At 72.8% G+C, this 19,748-nt stretch carries 13 protein-coding genes; 3 read left to right on the plus strand and 10 right to left on the minus strand.

All coding sequences use genetic code 11. The annotated features are described in order from the left end of the window. Nucleotides 1–57: 57 nt before the first annotated feature. Both Mco01_RS16425 and Mco01_RS16430 read right to left on the minus strand, forming a co-directional pair. Nucleotides 58–2,868 carry a putative bifunctional diguanylate cyclase/phosphodiesterase gene (locus Mco01_RS16425; protein WP_239103650.1) on the minus strand — a complete coding sequence of 937 codons (2,811 nt, stop codon included), beginning with the start codon at nucleotides 2,866–2,868 and terminating at the stop codon, nucleotides 58–60. Nucleotides 2,869–3,055: 187 nt separating this feature from the next. Continuing rightward, on the minus strand, nucleotides 3,056–3,976 hold the full coding sequence (locus tag Mco01_RS16430) for a 2-hydroxyacid dehydrogenase (RefSeq protein ID WP_239103651.1): 921 nt from the start codon (nucleotides 3,974–3,976) through the stop codon (nucleotides 3,056–3,058). A 65-nt stretch (nucleotides 3,977–4,041) separates the two neighbouring features. On the opposite strand from Mco01_RS16430, the gene Mco01_RS16435 reads away from it, so the two are divergent. Next, the gene (locus Mco01_RS16435; protein ID WP_204057748.1) at nucleotides 4,042–5,172 is read left to right on the plus strand and encodes a PQQ-dependent sugar dehydrogenase; all 1,131 of its coding nucleotides are present in this window, start codon (nucleotides 4,042–4,044) and stop codon (nucleotides 5,170–5,172) included. 29 nt (nucleotides 5,173–5,201) lie between these two features. On the opposite strand, the gene Mco01_RS16440 is transcribed toward Mco01_RS16435, so the two are convergent. From Mco01_RS16440 to Mco01_RS16465, 6 genes are all read right to left on the minus strand, one after another. Then, entirely contained in the window at nucleotides 5,202–7,178 is a 1,977-nt protein-coding gene (locus Mco01_RS16440) for a VanW family protein (protein WP_204057749.1), read from the minus strand. Nucleotides 7,179–7,406: 228 nt separating this feature from the next. Beyond that, nucleotides 7,407–8,915, minus strand: a complete 1,509-nt coding sequence (gene gatB / locus Mco01_RS16445) for an Asp-tRNA(Asn)/Glu-tRNA(Gln) amidotransferase subunit GatB (RefSeq protein WP_204057750.1) — start codon at nucleotides 8,913–8,915, stop codon at nucleotides 7,407–7,409. A gap of 35 nt (nucleotides 8,916–8,950) precedes the next feature. Further along, nucleotides 8,951–9,301: an AAA family ATPase gene (locus Mco01_RS16450; protein ID WP_204057751.1), complete on the minus strand. Its 351-nt coding sequence runs from the start codon at nucleotides 9,299–9,301 to the stop codon at nucleotides 8,951–8,953. Between the two features lie 28 nt (nucleotides 9,302–9,329). Further along, complete coding sequence (gene gatA, locus Mco01_RS16455; RefSeq protein WP_204057752.1) at nucleotides 9,330–10,820, minus strand: Asp-tRNA(Asn)/Glu-tRNA(Gln) amidotransferase subunit GatA; 1,491 nt, start codon at nucleotides 10,818–10,820, stop codon at nucleotides 9,330–9,332. Then, nucleotides 10,817–11,116, minus strand: a complete 300-nt coding sequence (gatC, locus tag Mco01_RS16460; RefSeq protein ID WP_036331271.1) for an Asp-tRNA(Asn)/Glu-tRNA(Gln) amidotransferase subunit GatC — start codon at nucleotides 11,114–11,116, stop codon at nucleotides 10,817–10,819. The genes gatA and gatC overlap by 4 nt, the downstream gene beginning before the upstream one ends. 158 nt (nucleotides 11,117–11,274) lie before the next feature. Further along, the gene (locus tag Mco01_RS16465) at nucleotides 11,275–13,368 is read right to left on the minus strand and encodes a putative bifunctional diguanylate cyclase/phosphodiesterase (protein ID WP_239103665.1); all 2,094 of its coding nucleotides are present in this window, start codon (nucleotides 13,366–13,368) and stop codon (nucleotides 11,275–11,277) included. A 349-nt stretch (nucleotides 13,369–13,717) separates the two neighbouring features. Here Mco01_RS16465 and Mco01_RS16470 point away from each other — a divergent pair, with 349 nt between their 5' ends. Continuing rightward, nucleotides 13,718–15,175, plus strand: coding sequence for a glycoside hydrolase family 6 protein (locus tag Mco01_RS16470; protein WP_204057753.1), 1,458 nt, complete (start codon nucleotides 13,718–13,720; stop codon nucleotides 15,173–15,175). A gap of 290 nt (nucleotides 15,176–15,465) precedes the next feature. On the opposite strand, the gene ligA is transcribed toward Mco01_RS16470, so the two are convergent. Together ligA and Mco01_RS16480 are read right to left on the minus strand one after the other, a co-directional pair. Beyond that, on the minus strand, nucleotides 15,466–17,658 hold the full coding sequence (gene ligA / locus Mco01_RS16475; RefSeq protein ID WP_239103652.1) for an NAD-dependent DNA ligase LigA: 2,193 nt from the start codon (nucleotides 17,656–17,658) through the stop codon (nucleotides 15,466–15,468). A gap of 430 nt (nucleotides 17,659–18,088) precedes the next feature. Continuing rightward, complete coding sequence (locus tag Mco01_RS16480) at nucleotides 18,089–19,093, minus strand: methionine synthase (RefSeq protein ID WP_239103653.1); 1,005 nt, start codon at nucleotides 19,091–19,093, stop codon at nucleotides 18,089–18,091. 19 nt (nucleotides 19,094–19,112) lie between these two features. Between Mco01_RS16480 and Mco01_RS16485 the strand changes: the two genes are divergently transcribed. After that, on the plus strand, nucleotides 19,113–19,745 hold the full coding sequence (locus Mco01_RS16485) for an MBL fold metallo-hydrolase (protein ID WP_204057755.1): 633 nt from the start codon (nucleotides 19,113–19,115) through the stop codon (nucleotides 19,743–19,745). Nucleotides 19,746–19,748 lie beyond the last annotated feature (3 nt).

The raw sequence follows: 19,748 nt of genomic DNA on the forward strand, positions 1-19,748 counted from the left end.
ATCATGTGGGACGCCGATCTCACACTGTGGACCGCGCGGGCCGAGGGAAGCCGGACGCTACGCCGTGTTCTGCAGGGTGGTGCGCATGAGGGAGTCGACGCCGCGGGCGGCCATCGGGCGGGCGACCAGGTAGCCCTGGCCCCGGGTGCAGCCCATCTCGCGCAGCAGTTCCAGCTGCTCGGGCCGTTCGATGCCCTCGGCGACGACGATGAGCCCGAGGTCGTGGCCGAGCCGGACGATCGTGCGGGTGAGCAGGGTCAGCGTCTCGTCCTGCCCGAGCCCCGCGACGAACGACGGGTCGATCTTGATCATGTCGACGGGCAGCTGGCGGAGGAACGCGAGCGAGGCGTAGCCGGTGCCGAAGTCGTCGATGGCCAGCCGCACGCCGAGGGCGCGCAGCTCCGACAGCTTGGTGACGGTCTCCTCGGCGTCCTCGACCAGCATCTCCTCGATCACCTCGAGGGTGAGCGCGCTGGCCGGCAGGCCGCTTTCCGCGAGCGCCTCGGAGACGCTCTCGACGAACCGGGGCGCCAGGATCTGCCGGGCGGACAGGTTCAGCGACAGCCCGATGTCCCACGAGGAGGCCCGCCAGGCGGCCACCTCGCGGCATGCCTCCCGGAGGATCCACTCGCTGAGCGGCACGATGATGCCGGTGTCCTCGGCCGGCCCGAGGAACTGCTCGGGCGGCACGAACGTGCTCCCCCGCCACCAGCGGACCAGGGCCTCCACGGCGGTCACGCGGGAGGTGGCGAGGTCGACGACGGGCTGGTACTCCACGGCGAACTGGTTCTCGTGCAGCGCCCGCTGGAGGTCGGAGGCGATCTCCAGGCGGCGTACGACGTCGGCGTGCATGTGCGTGGCGAAGACCTCGACGCGGCGCCCGCCGAGCTCCTTGGCCCGCGACATCGCCACGTCGGCGTTGCGCAGGAGGTCGCCCGCGGGCAGGCCGTCCTCGGCGAAGGCGACCCCGACGCTGGCGGTGAGCGCGATGTCCCGGTCGGCGACCCGGAACGGCTCGTTCGAGACCGCGCGGACGAGCCGCTCGGCCAGGTCGATCGCGGTCTGCGCGTCGGATCCCGCGGAGGTCCCGCCCTCCAGCAGCACGGCGAACTCGTCCCCGCCCCACCGGGCGAGGGTGTCGTCCGCCCGTACGGCTGAGCGGAGGCGGCGCGCGGCCTGCCCGAGCAGGTAGTCGCCGCTGGCGTGGCCCACGGAGTCGTTGACGGCGGTGAAGCCGTCGAGGTCGAGGAAGACCACGGCGGTGCCGCCCGCGCCACGGCGGGTCAGCAGGTCGCGGGCGCGCTCCTCGAAGTACGCCCGGTTGGGCAGGCCGGTGACCCCGTCGTGGAAGGTCAGGTGGGTGACCTGGTTGCGCAGGGCGACCTGGTCGCTCAGGTCGCGCACGGTGACCAGGATCAGGTCGTCGCCCCTGACATGGCGGGTGGCCACCGACTCGGTCGGCCGCCAGGTGCCGTCGGCGGCGCGGACCCGGCAGGAGACCCGGCAGCTGCCGTGCTTGTCGGGCCCGTCCTCCTCGGCGGCCAGGCGGCGCAGCAGCGACTGGATGGCGGGGACGTCCTCGGGGTGCATGTAGTCGAAGACGGGGTGGCAGATCAGCTCGTCCGGGGGGTAGCCGTAGGTGGCCTCGACCCCCGGGCCGATCTCCTGGATGATCCCGTCCAGGTCGCAGACGAGCACGACGTCGCCGGTGTTCTCGGCGAGCTGGCGCAGCTGCTGCTCGCCCACGTCGACCAGGCGGCGCATCCCCGCGGTCTCCACGAGCAGCACGAACAGCCGCCCGAGCAGGACGAGGACGGCCGAGGCCGCCACCAGGGCCAGCGCGGCGTCACGGCCGCCGGCCGCGTGCAGGGCCACGACGACGGTCGCGACGGCCACCATGACGAGCGGCGCGGCGGCCGCGAGCGCCGCGGGCGGCGACCGCCGGGGCCGCGGGTCCCGGCGCACCCAGGGCACGACGGCGAGGACGAGGAACGCGGCGGGCGCGACGAGGACGGCCGCGAGCGGCGGGGAGTCGCCGTTGATCCGGGCGAGGGCCGTGGCGGTCTCGGCGACCGTGACCGCGGCGAGCACGCCGATCCCGGTGAGGCCGACGAGGCGGCCGCCCGACCGGGACGTGGCCACGGCCGGGGTGACGGCGCACGCGGCGAGCAGGCAGACGACCGGCAGCGCCAGCGTGAAGAAGAAGGCGCCCGGCTCCTCCGCCTTGGCGAACGCGGGGCCCAGCACGGTGACCCAGGCCACCGACAGGATGGAGGCCGCGCCCAGGTAGGCGTCGGTGGCCTGTCTCAGCACGCCCCTGCTGTAGGCGGGGGGTTTGACCGACAGCCCGCAGCCGATGGCCAGGAGCAGCGACCCCGCCAGCATCAGCAGGTCGGCGAAGGTCAGCACGAACGGGGTGCCGTCGGCCGCCGGCCGCACCCCGATGCCGACGAGCCAGGTGAGCGCGCCGGCCGACAGCCACCGCCACGCGGCGGGCTGGCGGCCGTGACCGGGGACGACGCGGGAGGCCGCGGCGCTCAGGGAGGCGGCCGCGAGGAGGCCGGTGACGACTCCGGAGACGGCCGCCACGACGGAGGCCGAGGCGCCCGCGAGGAGGGCGGCCGCGATCGCCGCCGCGCCCAGCCCGGCCGCGGCGCTGAGGGAGACCCGGGGGTCCCGCCTGCCGTTCACGTGCGTCGCCTCTGTACGTGTCGTCGGAACCGCCGTGACGGCGGCGCCGGTGCCGATGCCGATCGCCCCGGCCGTCGGCCCGTCAGGGGCGTCCGGACCGGTGGCGGCCATGCCCGTCGCCTCGGCGACCGGGGACGGAGTCGTGTCGGCGTCGCCGAGTCCGGCGGGGTCTGACATCACTGCCCCTCCCGTCCTCGACTCGGCTTTACTCTCCCTGTCACATGGCAAGTGTGCGCACAGCCGCTGATCGACAGGAGGACAACGACCGAGTCGTCACCGATCTGATAACCAGCCGTGCGATGTGCATCACCGTACGCACCCCAGGTCACGGGGCAGCCACGTTCCGGAATCCTTAACGGAGCGGTCAGTAATGCCCAGTGATCATGTTAGCGAGCGGCTCGCCCGTGAGGTGGCGGATCACCTGCTCCCGCACCAGCTTCGTGGTCCGCCGTACGGAGGCGGGCGTGCTCCCCGCCACGTGCGGGGTGATGAACACGCCGGGGGCGGTCCACAGCGGGTGATCGGCGGGCAGCGGCTCGACCGGCGTGACGTCGAGGGCGGCCCGCAGGCGGCCCGACTCGAGCTCGGCCAGCAGGGCGGCGGTGTCCACGACCGAGCCGCGGGCGGCGTTCACGAGCAGCGCGCCGTCCTTCATCGCGGCCAGGAACCGGGCGTCGGCCAGGCCCGCGGTGGACGCGGTGGCGGGCACGAGCAGCACGACGACGTCGGCGCACGGGAGCAGGGCGGGCAGCTCGTCCTGGCCGTGCACGCCCGGACGGGCCGTCCGGGCCACCCGGACGATCTCCACCTCGAACCCGGCCAGGCGCCGTTCCACCGCCTCGCCGATCGAGCCGTACCCCACGATGAGCACGGTCGCGTCGGCCAGCACGCCGGTGTGGTGGTAGGTCCACTCGCCGCGCGCCTGGGCGGCGGCGAAGCCGGGGAACTCCCGCAACACGGCGATCATCGCGCCCACCGCCCACTCGGCCGTGCCGGCGTCGTGCACACCCCGGGCGTTGCACAGGACGGCGTGCTCGGGCACGTGCGGCAGGTACGGCTCCACGCCCGCGGTCACGGTCTGGAGCAGGCGCAGCTTGCCCATCCGGCCGAGCAGCCCGGGGATGTCGGGCACCGGCACGAGCGGCGGCACCCAGACCTCGACCTCCTCGGGACGGCCGGGCAGCGGTCCCTTCCCGTCGTACACCGAACAGTCGAGAGCCGGCATGCCTTCCGGCAGGTCGGACAGGGCGTCGGCGATGGCCTGTGAGGCGACCCAGATCTTCACGAGGACAAACCTAGGGAACCTTCCCGGGGAGACGCGAGTATGGAGGGGACGAGGAGGTCGCAATCATGGTCGGTACGGGCCGCGGAGCCCTGCTCCTGGCGGTGGCGGTGGGCGCGGCGGCGCTGACGGGCTGCTCGCAGGGCGGCGTCGGCACGGCGCGCACGCCCGCCCCTCTCGACCCGGCGCCGGCCACCGGCGCAGCGACGCCGGCGGCCCCGGGCACCCCGCAGGCGTCGCCCCCGACGCCGCGCACACTGGTCACCGATCTCGCCGTGCCCTGGGCGATCGCGTTCCTGCCCGGCGGCGACGCCCTCGTCACCGAGCGGGACTCGGCGCGGCTGCTGCGGGTCTCCCCGGACGGCCGCGTCCGGCGGGTGGCGGTCGTCGACGGCGTCGACCCCAGCGGGGAGGGCGGCCTGCTCGGCGTGGCCGTCTCGCCGGACTTCGCCACCGACCACCGGGTGTTCCTGTACGTCACCTCCGCCGGCGACAACCGGGTGGTCCGGTACCGGTACGACGGCGGCCTGTCCGACCCCGTTCCGATCGTCACCGGCATCCCCAAGGGCACCATCCACAACGGCGGCCGCCTCGCCTTCGGCCCCGACGGCTACCTCTACGCGTCCACCGGGGAGACCGGCGAGCGGGGGCTGGCCCAGGACAAGGGGTCCCTCGGCGGCAAGATCCTCCGGATGACGGCGGACGGCCGGCCCGCCCCCGGGAACCCCTTCGGCACGCTCATGTGGACCTACGGCCACCGCAACGTCCAGGGGATGGCCTGGGACGGCCACGGGCACATGTACGCCAGCGAGTTCGGCCAGAACACCTACGACGAGATCAACCTGATCGAGAAGGGCCGCAACTACGGATGGCCCGAGGTCGAGGGGGTCGGCGGGCGGCCGGGCTACACCGATCCCCTGCTCACCTGGTCGACCGACGAGGCGTCGCCCTCCGGCCTCGCGTACGCCGCCGGGTCGCTGTGGGCGGGCGCGCTGCGCGGGGAGCGGCTGTGGCAGATCCCCGTCGACGCGTCCGGCCGGGCCGGCCGTCCCGTCGCCCGGTTCACCGGCGAGTACGGCCGGCTGCGGGCCGTCGCCGCGGCCCCCGACGGCACGCTGTGGGTCTCCACCAGCAACCGCGACGGCCGCGGATCCCCCCGGCGGGGCGACGACCGGATCCTCGTGATCAAACCCGGGTGAGAACGGTTCCTGATGGGGCGGGCGGCGGATCAGGAGCAGACGACCTGGGCCTGCGGCCGGTAGACGGTGCGGAACGTCTGGCGGTCGACCACCGTGCCGTCGTGCCGCAGGATACGCGTCACCTCGGCAGTGAACCCGTCCTCCCGCGGCACGGGCACGCAGCCGTCGCCGCCGCCCCGGACGACCGGCAGGGTCGTCACCGCGCCCTTGATCGGGTCCTGGATCTCCACGTCGTACCGCTTGGTGCTCCACAGCCGGACGGTCAGCGAGCTTCCCGTGGCGGACGCCTGCACCAGCACGCCGTACGGCGAGTCGTTCTTCCAGGAGAAGTCGGGATCGGGGTAGCTGACGGCCGCCTCCGTCCCGGCGGGGAGCTGTGCGGCGTGCACGTCCGGAGGCGTGAAGTCGGACACCTGGAGGCCGGCCCGCAGCACCGCGTTCAGCAGGGCCGTCGCCACCTGCGACATCCCGGGCACGTCGGAGCCGGTGCGCCCGCGGATCGTCGTCGGGCCGAGCCCGCCGAACCCGGCGGTCGCGTCCCGCCTGCCCAGTGCTGCGTTGAACGAGAACGTCTCCCCCGGCTTCACCAGCCGGCCGTCCAGCATCCCGGCCGCGGCCTTGATGTTGGCCGCGCGGGGCACGCAGCAGGGGAAGGAGGTGGTGAACCGGCCCACCTCCTCCTTGACGCCCATGCCGAGCGCGTCCTGGTCGGAGATCTCCGGCTGGCCGTCCACGACCGACACGGCGACCGTACGGCTCCCGTTCCCGAGCGCCTCGACGAGGTCGGACGCGAGGCGGTCGGCGTCGATCCGCTTGCCGGGACGGGCGTGGACCAGCGACGGCGTCCCGTCCGTGACCGTGAAGGTGGCGTCCCGGGCGGCGTCCGCGGGGTCGACCAGCCGCGCCTCGAGCCCGGCGAGGGCTCCCGCGGCGTCGAAGTGGGGCCGTAGCGTCGCGCCGTCGGGCACGAAGGTCAGGTGCCGCGCGATCGTCTCCGGCGGCAGCAGCGCGGTCGCCGATCCGTTGGCGAGCGTGACCGGCCCGGCGACGGCCTGGCGGGCCCAGGCCAGCGCCCGCCGCACCTCCGCGCGGCTCACGTGCGGCTCCTGGCGGAGCGTGGGCACGACCACCGTGACGTCCGGGCTGAGATAGGCCTTCTGCAACTCGCTCGCGACGGCCGCCGCGTCGACCCTGCGTCCCAGTCTGGGGAACTGCGGCACCGGGACGACGCCCCTGAACGTGACCCCGCCCTCCTGGCCGGGCTCCTCCAGGTGCCCGGCGACGTCGCGGGCGACCGCCGCCGCCAGCTTCGCCCTGTCCACGGACACCACGGGACCGATCTCGTGGGTGCCGGTCAGCGCCGTCCACACCTGGACCGGGCTGGGGAACCTGGTCATCGCCCGGGACACCGTCTGCTCCACGTTGAGCGCGAGACCGGCGTCCTCCGGGTTGACCGTCAGCCGCCGCATGCCCTGCCGGACGATGATGGGCGCCCGCGTCTGGGCGTACAGGCGCTCGCGCAGCGTATCGGCCGCCTCCTGCTGGCCCTGGCCGCCCAGGTCGACGCCGAGGACGGTGGTGCCGGGCAGGATGCGCCCGGCCATCGAGACGGCGGGCACGAGGTAGGCGAGCACGAGCAGCCCGAACAGCGCGATCAGCGCGTAGCGCAGCGTACGGCCCCGGGACTCCGGCTCGGGGTCGATGAGGATGACCGGCGGCTCCTCCTGGACCTTCCGCTCGACCACCACCCACGGCTCGACGGGCGGGGCGGGCGGGGGCAGGGAGCTCTTACGGGGGCCCCGGGCCGCCGCGGGAACGGGATGGGACCGCTCGCCGAAGATGTCCGCCGAGACCCCGCGCGGAAGCGACGCCGACGCCAGGCGCACCGGATGTTTGGGGCCGGGGACCGCTGAGCCGGCGGACGCGGAACCGGCGCCGGGTGCGTCGTCGGGCCCCGCCGCGGACGGATCCGTCGGGGGGTCGATGGACGCTCCGGCGTTCCGCACGCCTCGGTCTCCTCCGGCTCATGGGTAACTTCGGTCAGTTAACCCTAAGGCACCCTCTGCTGGATATGTCAGAAAACAACGGTCTTCTCACAGGTGTCGGATGTGTCGCTCTAGACCAGTGAAATCGGCCCTGCCACATCCGTCTCCGCAGCCCGCCGGTTTTATGGAGGAAGGCCGTAACAGAGTCCTCCGCCGCCCCTGACACGCGGGCGGCGGAGGGGCCGGAGCCTACTCCTCGACGCCGAGCTTCTGCAGGATCAGCTCGCGGGCACGGCCGGCGTCGGCCTTGCCACGGCTGGCCTTCATGACGCCGCCGACCAGCGCGCCCACGGCCGCGATCTTGCCGCCGCGCACCTTCTCCGCGGCGTCGGCGTTGTCCGCCAGCACCTGGTCGATCAGCGCCGCCAGCTCGCCCTCGTCGTTGACGATCCGCAGGCCGCGCCTCTCGACGACCTCGTCCGGGCCGCCCTCGCCGGCGAGGACGCCTTCGAGCACCTGGCGGGCCAGCTTGTCGTTGAGCGCGCCCGAGGCGACCAGCGCGGTCACCCGGGCGACCTGCTCGGGCGTGATCGGCAGGTCGGCGAGCGGCGTGGCCGACTCGTTGGCCCGGCGGGCCAGCTCGCCCATCCACCACTTGCGCGCGTCGGCGGGCGGGGCACCGGCGGACACGGTCGCCTCGACCAGGTCGATCGCGTCCGCGTTGTGCATGGCCTCCATGTCGAGGTCGGACACGCCCCACTCCCGCTGCAGCCGCTTGCGCCGTACGGACGGAAGCTCGGGCAGCGCGGCCCGGAGCGTCTCGACCCACTCGGGGTCGGGGGCGATGGGCAGCAGGTCGGGCTCGGGGAAGTACCGGTAGTCCTGCGCCTCCTCCTTCGACCGGCCGGACGTGGTCTGCCCGGTGTCCTCGTGGAAGTGCCGGGTCTCCTGGATGATCCGCCCGCCGTCGGCGAGGATGGCGGCCTGGCGCTCGATCTCGCCCCGGACGGCCCGCTCGACGCTGCGCAGCGAGTTGACGTTCTTGGTCTCGGTGCGGGTGCCCCACTCCGACGAGCCGCGCGGCATGAGCGACACGTTCACGTCGCAGCGCATCGAGCCCTGTTCCATCCGCACGTCCGAGACGCCCAGGGAGCGCATCACCTCGCGGAGCTCGGTGACGTACGCGCGGGCGACCTCGGGGGCGAGCCGGTCGGTGCCGGCGATCGGCTTGGTGACGATCTCGACGAGCGGGATGCCGGCCCGGTTGTAGTCGACGATCGAGTAGTCGGCGCCGTGGATCCGGCCGGTGGCCCCGCCCACGTGCGTGGACTTGCCGGTGTCCTCCTCCAGGTGCACCCGCTCGATCTCCACCCGGATGGTGCGGCCGTCCACCTCGACGTCCAGGTAGCCGTCGGTGCACAGCGGCTCGTCGTACTGGCTGATCTGGTAGTTCTTCGGCATGTCCGGATAGAAGTAGTTCTTCCGGGCGAATCGGCACCACGAGGCGATCGTGCAGTTCAGCGCGAGGCCGATCCGGATCGTCGACTCGATGGCCTTCTCGTTCGCCACCGGCAGCGAGCCGGGCAGCGCCAGGCACACCGGGCACACGTGCGTGTTCGGCGGCGCGCCGAACGTCGTCGGGCAGCCGCAGAACATCTTCGACTCGGTGCCCAGCTCGACGTGCGTCTCCAGCCCCAGCACCGGCTCGAAGCGCTCCAGCGCCTCGTCGTACGGCATGAGCGTCGCGGTATCAGCCATGCTGGTAACCCAGTCCTTCCAGAGCTTCGATCATGTCATTCCACCATTGCTGGAAGGCGGGCACCTTCCGCAGTTCGCCGAGGCCGGCGGTCTCCGCCACCGACACGTAGAAGTCCCGGAGTCCGGGATAAGGAGTTCCAGAGCGAAACGCATCCGGTCGACCCGCGTGCCGTCGCCGCGCCTGCGGAACAGCCCGCGGGCGTCGCCGCGCACCTCCGCCACCGCGGCGTCCACCCCCCGGTCCCGACGGTCGCGACGAACGTCAGGGCGTCGAGCAGGTTCGACGTGCCGCTCGCGTTGGTGCCGATGAGCACGAGGAAAGGCGGCAGATCGAGCGCGAAGTTCTCGAAGGACTTGAAGCCGTCGATCTCGATGCGGGTGATCATGCCGCCGTTCCCCTCCCCTCTGCGGTGTCTACAGCGCGGGGGCCTTGGCCAGCAGCGGGCCGCCCCAGCGGCTCTCGAAGGCCTGCTCGACCGCGGCGCCGACCCGGTAGCAGCGGTCGTCGCCCAGGACGGGGGCCATGATCTGCAGGCCCACCGGCAGGCCGTCCTCGTCGGCCAGGCCGCACGGCACGGAGATGGCCGCGTTGCCCGCGAGGTTGCTCGGGATCGTGCACAGGTCGGCCAGGTACATGGACATCGGGTCGTCGGCCCGCTCCCCGATCGGGAACGCCGTGGTCGGCGTCGTCGGCGAGACCAGGACGTCGACCTGCTGGAAGGCCGCGTCGAAGTCGCGCGAGATCAGCGTGCGGACCTTCTGCGCCTGGCCGTAGTAGGCGTCGTAGTAGCCCGACGACAGCGCGTACGTGCCGAGCATGATCCGCCGCTTGACCTCGGGGCCGAACCCGGCGGCCCGGGTCAGCGCCATGACCTCCTCGGCGCTGCGGGTGCCGTCGTCGCCGACGCGCAGGCCGTACCGCATGGCGTCGAAGCGGGCCAGGTTGGACGAGCACTCGGACGGCGCGATGAGGTAGTACGCGGGGAGGGCGTACCCGAACGTCGGGCACGACACCTCGAACACCTTGGCGCCCAGGGACTCCAGCAGTTCGACGGCCTCGTGGAAGCGCGCCAGCACGCCCGGCTGGTAGCCCTCGCCGCCGAACTCCTTGACCACGCCGATCCGCATGCCGGCGACGTCCGCCTGCCGCGCCGCCTCCACGACCGGCGGCACCGGCTGGTCGATCGAGGTCGAGTCGAGCGGGTCGTGGCCCGAGAACGCGGCCTGGAGCAGCGCCGCGTCGAGCACGTTCCGGGCGAACGGCCCCGGCGTGTCGAGCGAGGAGGCGAACGCGATCAGGCCGTACCGGGACGAGCCGCCGTACGTCGGCTTCATGCCGACGATGCCGGTGACGGCCGCCGGCTGGCGGATCGAGCCGCCGGTGTCGGTGCCGGTCGACAGGGGCGCCTCGTAGGCCGACACGGCCGCGGACGACCCGCCGGAGGAACCGCCCGGGATCCGGTTCAGGTCCCATGGGTTGCGGGTCGGCCCGTACGCCGAGTTCTCCGTCGAGGAGCCCATGGCGAACTCGTCGAGGTTGGTCTTCCCGAGGATCACCAGCCCGGCCTCGCGGAGACGGCCCGTCACGGTCGCGTCGTACGGCGGCCGCCAGTTCTCGAGGATCTTCGAGCCGGCCGTGGTCGGCATGTCGGCGGTCGTGAAGACGTCCTTGTGCGCGATCGGCACGCCGGCCAGCGGGCCGAGCGACTCGCCCCTGGCGATGCGCTCGTCGACCCGGCGGGCCTGGGCGAGCGCCACTTCGGCGTCCACGTGCAGGAACGCGTGGACCTCGCCGTCGACCTGGGCGATGCGGTCCAGGTGGGCCTGGGTCACGTCGACGGCCGAGACCTCGCCGGAGGCGACCAGCCGGCCGAGCTCGGCGGCAGTCTTGTGGATCAAGCTCATGCTTCCTCCCCCAGGATCCGCGGGACGCGGAACCGGTCCTCCTCCACGGCGGGAGCGCCCGACAGGGCCTCCTGCGGCGTGAGGGACGGGCGCAACTCGTCCGGGCGGAAGACGTTCGTCAGCGGCAGCGCGTGCGAGGACGGCGGAATGTCGTCGGCCGCGACCTCGGATACGCGGGCGACAGCGCCGACGATCTGGTCGAGCTGGGCGGCGAAGTGGTCGAGCTCGTCGTCGGCCAGCGCCAGCCGGGACAGCCGGGCGAGATGAGCGACCTCATCGCGGGTTATGGCGGACATGAGTCGTCGAACCCGTTTCATGATGGAGATTGGACTTTCCCATCCTAGGGCTCGTCATCGGGCGAGGCCGACGCATTACGGGGCGCGCGTCGTTCCGCTTCCTCCCATGTCCCGCTCACTTCGCGCCGCGGCGCCCGGTGATTCCCGCCCGAGGGTGGTCAGTGCGAGGCGAGGCGGGCGCCGTCGGCGGGGCGGGCGGTGAAGGCGGAGCTGAGCCGGGTGCGCAGCCACACCGTCGACTCGGCCGCGGGCATGGGCTTGGCGAGCCACCAGCCCTGACCGGCCTGGCAGCCCATCTCGCGCAGCCGCGTCGCGATCTCGTGCGACTCGACGCCCTCGGCCACCGAGCGCAGCCCGAGCGACCGCACGAGGTCGATGATCGACCGGACGATGCGCTCGTCGTCGCGCGACTCCACCACCCGCCGTACGAACGACGCGTCGATCTTGACCTCGGCGACCGGGAGGCGCTGGAGACGGACGAGCGAGGAGTAGCCGGTGCCGAAGTCGTCGAGCGACAGCTGGATGCCCAGGCCGGCCAGGGTGCGGATCGTCTCCGCGCTGTAGGCCTGGTCGGTCATCAGGATGCGCTCGGTGACCTCCAGCTGGATCGCGGTGGCCGGCAGCTCCAGCTTCTCCAGCCCGCTCTCCAGCTGCTCGCGCAGCCCGGAGTCGAGCAGGTCGCGGGCAGAGACGTTCACCGAGATCGGCACCTCGATGCCCGCGTGCCACCACCGGGCCGCCTGCTGCAGGGCCCGCTGGATCACGTGCTGGGTGAGCTCGCGCATGAGGTACGACTGCTCGGCCAGCGGGATGAACTCGACGGGCGAGACCGGCCCGCGGACCGGGTGCCACCACCGCAGCAGCGCCTCCACGCTCTCGACCTGCCCGTTCTCCAGGCTGACCTTGGGCTGATAGTGGAGGTCCAGCTCGTCGGCGTCGATGGCCCGCCGCAGGTCGCCGAGCAGGCTCAGCCGCTCCGGCGAGTTGCGGTCCTTGGCCGGCAGGTAGAACTCGACGCCCGTACGGCCCTCCTTGGCCAGGTACATGGCCACGTCGGAGCGCTGCAGCAGCAGCTCGAAGTCGGGCGCGTGGTCGGGGTAGAGGGCGATGCCGATCGAGGCGTCCAGGTCGAAGGTCATGCCCTCCAGCCGTACGGGCTCGGTGATCGCGACTCGCAGCCGGGAGGCGACCTCCTTGGCCGCCTGCGCGTCCCGGATGGACGGCAGCAGCACGGCGAACTCGTCGCCGCCCAGCCGGGCGACCACGTCGCCCGGGCGCACGCTGTGGGTGAGCCGGTGCGCCACCAGTTGCAGCAGCCGGTCGCCGACGGGGTGGCCCAGGGTGTCGTTGACCTCCTTGAACCGGTCGAGGTCGAGCAGCAGCAGCCCCACCCGCTCGTCGGCACGGGCCTCGGTGAGGGCCTCCTCCGTGCGCAGGATCAGCATCTTCCGGTTCGGCAGGCCGGTGAGCCCGTCGTGGGTCGCCTGGTGGTCGCGGCGCAGCGAGAGCGTCGCGGTGAAGTAGACGGCCGCCAGGGGCGCGAGGAACAACGGGACCAGGGCGGAGGAGTGGGCCATCACGACGACGACGAGGGGGGCGAGGCCGAGCAGCGCGCCGTACACGAGCGCCTGAGGACCGATCGACGCCCGCAGCACACGGCTGATCGGCCGCCGCTCGTGCAGCGCGACGGCGCCGCAGACGAGGAACGCCCGGACCGCGAAGTACGCCCCGCCGGCCAGCACGATGGCCGGGATGTCCGGGCCGTCCGGCGTCCAGGGCGAGCCGGGCGCCGAGTGGATCCCGAACGCGCCGAAGGCGACGGCCGCGGCCGTGCACGCCAGCGTGACCTGGGACAGGTTGAACATCACGCGGTGCCACGCCCGGCGGTGCACGAGCCCGCTCACCACGACCGCCGCCGCCTGGAGCAGCGCCGCCGTCGGCAGGCCGTAGTACATGAGCACGGCGAACGTGAACATCGTCGAGGTGGGCGTGCCGCCCACGAGGGTCGAGGAGCTCACCGTGACCGGCCGCAGCTCCCCGAGCACCACGAGCACGGCGAGCATCCAGAACAGCGGCGTGCGGGCGATCTGCGCCAGCTCGCCGAGGCCCAGGCGCACCTGGGCGACGGCCAGCGCGGTGGAGCCGACCGCGATGACGGCCGTGAGGTAGGCCCACAGGGGCGAGCCGGGGCGCGGGCCGGTGTCGCGCGTGTCGATGGGCACCGTCAGGCCGCCGAGGTCCGCGGCCGGCATCAGCGTGCGCGGCAGCCCGGAAAGCGGCATGAGGCTGCGAGTCAACGTCATCGGTAAGAAACCCCCCAAGAGGTCACTATGGGAGGGTACGGCCTCTGGGCCACTTCGCGAAACCGGTTGGGCACAGTCCGTTACCACCAATTTCTGGAGATCGGTCGATCACAGCGGTTTCGCGCGCCTTGTGGTGAAAGTTTCACCGGCCTCCTGGAGGCGGGACGCGAGGGGCCTGCGGGTATTACGTTTCGACTCCAGCCTTATTACGGCACGCCCTTCTGGGACCGTCGGGCGGTACCTACGATCCGGGATGACTCGGTGGGAGCGCTCCCACCTTACCCGGACGGAGTAATCCATGTCTCGCAGAAGGCCCGTGCTGGCGGCCGTTCTCGCTGTGGCCGCCACGGCCGCGGCCGGGGCGGCCGTCTTCACCTCGTCCGCCGCCCAGGCCGCCGACTCCGCTTTCTACGTCGACCCGACGACCAACGCGGCCAAGTGGGTGGCGGCCAACCCCGGCGACAGCCGTACGGCGGTCATCAGGGACCGCGTCGCGGCCGTCCCGCAGGGCCGGTGGTTCGCCAGCTACAACCCCACCACGGTGCGCGGCCAGGTCGACGCGTACGTCGGCGCCGCGGCGGCCGCGGGCAAGATCCCGATCATGGTCGTGTACGACATCCCGAACCGTGACTGCGGCGGCGCCAGCGCGGGCGGCGCGCCCGACCACACGGCGTACCGCGCCTGGGTCGACGAGATCGCCGCCGGCCTCGGCGGGCGTCCGGCGGAGATCATCCTGGAGCCCGACGCGCTGTCGATCATGACGAACTGCATGAACGCGTCGCAGCAGGCCGAGGTCGAGGCCTCCCTGGCGTACGCGGGCAAGAAGTTCAAGGGCACGTCGTCGCAGGTGAAGGTGTACTTCGACGCCGGGCACGACGCCTGGGTCGGCGCCTCGGACATGGCCAACCGGCTCAGGGCGGCCGACGTCGGCAACAGCGCGGACGGCATCGCCCTCAACGTCTCCAACTACCGGTCCACGCCGGGCCTGGTGTCGTACGCCAAGAGCGTCATCTCCGCGACCGGGATCTCGAAGCTGCACGCCGTCATCGACACCAGCCGCAACGGCAACGGCCCGTCGGGCAGCGAGTGGTGCGACCCGGCGGGCCGGGCGACCGGCACCTGGAGCACGACCAACACCGGCGACAGCGCGATCGACGCGTTCCTCTGGGTGAAGCCGCCGGGCGAGTCGGACGGCTGCATCGCGCCGGCGGGCCAGTTCGTGCCGCAGCGGGCCTACGACCTGGCCATCGCCGCGCCCCCGCCCACCAACACCCCGACGCCGACGCCCACGCCGACGCGGACGCCGACCCCCACGCCGACGCCCACGCCCACGCGGACGCCGACCCCCACGCCGACCCCAACTCCTACGCCCACCCCGACTCCCACCCCGACTCCCACGCCGACTCCCACGCCGACCCCCACGCCCACGCCGACACCCACGCCCACGGGCGGCAAGAGCTGCACGGCCACGTACAAGGTGATCAGCCAGTGGCAGGGCGGCTTCCAGGGCGAGGTCGCGGTGCAGAGCGGATCGGCGGCGATCAGCGGCTGGAAGGTCCAGTGGACGTTCCCCAACGGCCAGACGATCACCCAGCTCTGGAACGGCACCCCCACCACCAGCGGCAGCAGCGTGACGGTCACCAACCTGAGCTGGAACGGGAGCCTCGGGGCCGGGGCGTCGACCACGTTCGGCTTCCTGGCGAACTGGAACAGCGCCAACGGCACCCCGTCGACGGTCTCCTGCGCCGCCTCCTGAGGCGGCCGGGCTCCCGGGCCGGGTTCTCGTGACGGAGACCCGGCCCGGCGGGCCTTCCACACCGGCGCAGGCACCCCTGCACAGCCGGGCCTTGTGAGGCCGACAGGCCGGAGCCGGGCCTCGTGAGGTGGGCGCGGCTCGCGCCGTCCGCCGACCGAACCCCTGCACGCCACTCCCCCGGGGCGTGCAGGGGTTCATCTATGTTCAGCGGGTCAGTGCCGCCCAGAGCCGCGCAGGTAAGAGCCGCGCCACCCAGAGCCGTGCCGCCGTGAGCCGCCGGGCGGAGGCCGTCACTCCTGGGGTTGGAGGGCGACGGCCCTGGCGGCGTCGGGGCCCTCGGCCAGGAGGGTCCGGAAGCCCTGCTCGTCGAGGATGGGGACGCCGAGCTTGACGGCCTTGTCGTACTTGGAACCCGGGTTCTCCCCGACCACCACGAAGCCGGTCTTCTTCGAGACCGAGCTGGACACCTTGCCGCCCCTGGCCGTGATGGCCTCGCCGGCCTCGTCGCGGCTGAACTCGGCGAGCGTGCCGGTGACGACCAGCGTCATGCCCTCCAGCGTGCGGGGACCCTGGTCGGCGGGGGCCTCGTCGGCCATCCGGACGCCCGCGGCCCCCCACCGGTCGATGATCTCCCGGTGCCATTCGACCTCGAACCACTCCTTGATGGTGGCGGCGACCCGGGGGCCGATGCCCTCGACTGCCGCGAGCTCCTCCTCCGACGCCGCGGCGATCGCGTCGATCGACCGGAACGCGTCGGCCAGCGCCCGCGCGGTCGGCGGCCCGATGTGCCGGATGCTCAACGCCACCAGCACCCGCCAGAGGGGCTGCTCCTTCTTCTTCCGCTCGAGCTCCTCCAGCATCAGCTCGGCGTTCTTGCTGGGGGCGCCGGACGTGGTGCCGAAGAACGAGACGACCTTCGGCTCCCCCGTCTTGGGGTCGATCTTCGGCAGGCCCGAGTCGGGGTCGCGGACGACGGACCTGATGGGCAGCAGCTGCTCCATCGTCAGGTCGAACAGGTCGGCCTCGGTGCGCACCGGAGGCTCCTGGGGCGGCAGCGGCTGGGTCAGCGCGGTCGCCGCGACGTAGCCCAGGCCCTCGATGTCGAAGGCGCTCCGCCCGGCCGCGAAGTAGATCCGCTCCCGCAGCTGGGCCGGGCAGGCGCGGGTGTTGGGGCAGCGCAGGTCGGCGTCGCCCTCCCGCTCGTAGGCCAGCTCGGTGCCGCACTCCGGGCAGTGGGTGGGCATCACGAAGGCCCGCTCGGACCCGTCGCGCAGATCGGCCACCGGGCCGACGATCTCGGGGATGACGTCGCCGGCCTTCCGCAGGACCACCGTGTCGCCGATCAGCACGCCCTTGCGCTCCACCTCGGAGGCGTTGTGCAGGGTCGCGCGCTCCACGGTGGATCCAGAGACCACGACCGGGCTCATCACGCCGAACGGGGTGATCCTCCCCGTCCTGCCCACCCCGACCTGGATGTCCAGGAGCTTGGTGGTGACCTCCTCCGGCGGGTACTTGAACGCGATGGCCCACCGGGGCGCCCGGCTCGTCGAGCCGAGCTGCCGCTGCAGGGGGATCCGGTCGATCTTGACCACGACGCCGTCGATCTCGTACTCCGGGTCGTGGCGGTGCTCCCGGTAGTGCTCGATGAAGTCGTGGATCTCCTCCGGCGACCGGACCACGCGGTAGCGGTCGCTCACCGGCAGGCCGAAGCTCCTCAACCGGTCGTACATCTCGGACTGCGTCCTGGGCGGCTCCGCGCCCTCCCACTTGCCCACGCCGTGGACGATGAGCCGCAGCGGGCGCTGCGCCGTGATGCGGGGGTCCTTCTGCCGCAGCGAGCCGGCGGCCGAGTTGCGCGGGTTGGCGAAGGGCGGCTTGCCCTCGTCCATGAGCTGCTCGTTGAGCTTCTTGAATCCCTCGACGGGGAGAAAGACCTCGCCGCGCACCTCGACGAGGTCGGGCACGTCGTCGCCGGTCAGCCGCTGGGGGACGTCGCGGAGCGTGCGGATGTTGGGGGTGACGTCGTCGCCGCTGCGCCCGTCGCCGCGGGTCGCCCCCCGCACGAGGCGGCCCTTCTCGTAGACCAGCGCCACGGCCAGGCCGTCGATCTTGAGCTCGCACAGGTACGGCCCGGGGTCGGCCTCGATCAGCCGCTCGGCCCTGGCCTGCCAGGCGGCGAGCTCGTCCTGGCTGAAGGCGTTGTCGAGGCTCTCCATCCGCTGCAGGTGCGCCACGGGCGCGAACTCGGAGGAGACGGGGGCGCCCACCTTCTGCGTCGGCGAGTCGGGCGTCCGGAGGTCCGGATACCGCTCCTCGAGCGCGGTGATCTCCCGCATCCACGTGTCGTACTCCGCGTCGGCGACGGTCGGGGAGTCGAGCACGTAGTAGCGCCAGTTGGCCTCCTCGATCAGCTCCGCGAGCTCCGCGTGCCGCTCGCGCGCCTCCGAGGGCGCGGCCTCAACCTCGTTCACCTGATCGGTCACGTCGCGTCTCCCCTCGTCAACCGCCCAGGGAAACCGTATCTCCGGCCACCGACATCTTCCGCCCCCATCGCGCGAGCGCGCATCCGCCCGCGTGCGCACACCGGCACGACCCGCCCCCGCACACCGGCTCTCGTACCGCCCGCCCCGCCATGCCGGCCCTCGTACGCACGCGGCCTCGAGGGCGCGCACCGGCGAGCCCCGCGGAGGCTCACATGGGCGCGGGAGCCGCTCCGAGGACGCGGGCGGCTCCCGCCGATCCGACCCACCCGAGGCCCGCTCCAGACCAAGCGCGGGACCCCGTCGAGGAGTGATCACTGAATACGGTAGTCCGCCCGCGGCCGACTTTCATTCCTTTTTGTCCGGCTCGCCGACCAGGTTGGCACGGTCCACGACCGATCAGGATCAGGTGTGGCGTGAGCCGGTCCGGCCGTCACTCCCCCGGGTCCTCCCGCAGGACCAGCGCCGCCTCCCGGCACCGGGCCAGAGCCGCCCGCGCGTACGCCGGGGACGCGCCCGCGAGGCCGCACGCGGGCGTCAGCACGACCTGATCTGCCAGCGTCGCGGGGGCGAAGCCGAGCCTGCGCCACAGCTCCGTGGCGGGTTTGGCCACGACGCCCTTGTCCGGCAGCCGGGTGCCGGTGCCCGGGACGACGCCCAGGAAGAGCGCGACCCCCGCCTCGACCGACTCCCCGATCTGGTCCTCGTCCCGGCGTCGCAGCCGCGTGACGTCGAGGGAGACACCCCGCGCCCCCGCCGTACGGAGGACCTCGAAGGGGACGCCGGGCGCGCAGCAGTGGACGATCGGGAACGCGGGGGCGAGGGCGTCGATCACGGTCTGCAGCCGCTCGCGGGCGACCGGGGCCTCGACGGCGGCCAGCCGGCCGAAGCCGGACGCGGTCGGCACCGACCCGGCCAGCACACCCGGCAGCCCCGGCTCGTCGAGCTGGACCACCAGCCGGGCCCCCGGAACGCGCCGCCGCACATCGGCCACGTGCTGCGCGAGCCCCTCGGCCAGCGACTCGGCCAGGTCCCGCACGGCTCCCGGGTCGGCCAGCACCTTGTCGCCGTACCGCAGCTCGACCGCTCCGGCGAGCGTCCACGGGCCGCAGGCCTGGATCTTCAGCGGCCCCTCGTACCCCTGAGAGACCTCCTCCAGGCCGTCGAGGTCGCGGCGCAGGTGGTCGAGGGCGCGCTTGAGGTCGCGGCCGGGCCGGTCGGTGAGTCTCCACCCGGAGGGCTGGACCTCGACCGGCAGCTCGACCAGCAGCGCCGCCGTCCGGCCGATCATGTCGGCGCCGACGCCGCGAGCGGGAAGCTCGGGGAGGTACGGCATCGGCAGCTCGCCGAACGCCGTCCGGAGCGCCTCCATGTGGTCTTCGCCCGGGTAGGACCCAACGCCTGTGGCGGTCGCCTCGCCCCACGGATGCTCGTTCACGGGGACTAGCTTAGGGATTATGAAACTCACCAAACTCGGGCACGCGTGCTGGCGGCTGGAGAAGGACGGATCCACGCTGGTCATCGACCCCGGCTCGTTCAGCGGCGAGGGCCTGCTCGACGGCGCGGACGCGGTGCTGATCACGCACGAGCACTTCGACCACGTCGACGCCGGCCTGCTGCGCGGCGCGGCCCCCGGCCTCGAGGTGTGGACCTGCCAGGCGGTGGCCGACCAGCTGGGCGACATCCCCGCCAAGGTCCAGGTGGTCCGGGAGGGCGACTCCTTCACCACCGCCGGCTTCGGCGTGAAGACGATCGGCGAGTGGCACGCCCCCAACCATCCCGACATGCCGATCGTGCAGAACGTCGGCTTCCTCGTGGACGAGGAGGTCTTCTACCCCGGCGACGCGCTGACCGTGCCGGGCGTCGAGGTGCCGACGCTGCTCGTCCCGAGCAACGCGCCCTGGCTCAAGGCCTACGAGATGATCGTCTATCTGCGCGAGGTCCGTCCGGCCCGGGCGTACTCCACGCACGACGGCCTCGTCAACGAGATCGGCCAGATGCTCATCGACAACTTCCTCGGCGGGGAGGGCGACAAGCAGAAGGGCGACTTCCGCCGCATCCCCGTGGGCGAGTCGGTCGAGCTGGCCTGACGG

Source organism: Microbispora corallina (assembly GCF_016863035.1).
GTDB classification, from domain to species: Bacteria; Actinomycetota; Actinomycetes; order Streptosporangiales; family Streptosporangiaceae; genus Microbispora; species Microbispora corallina.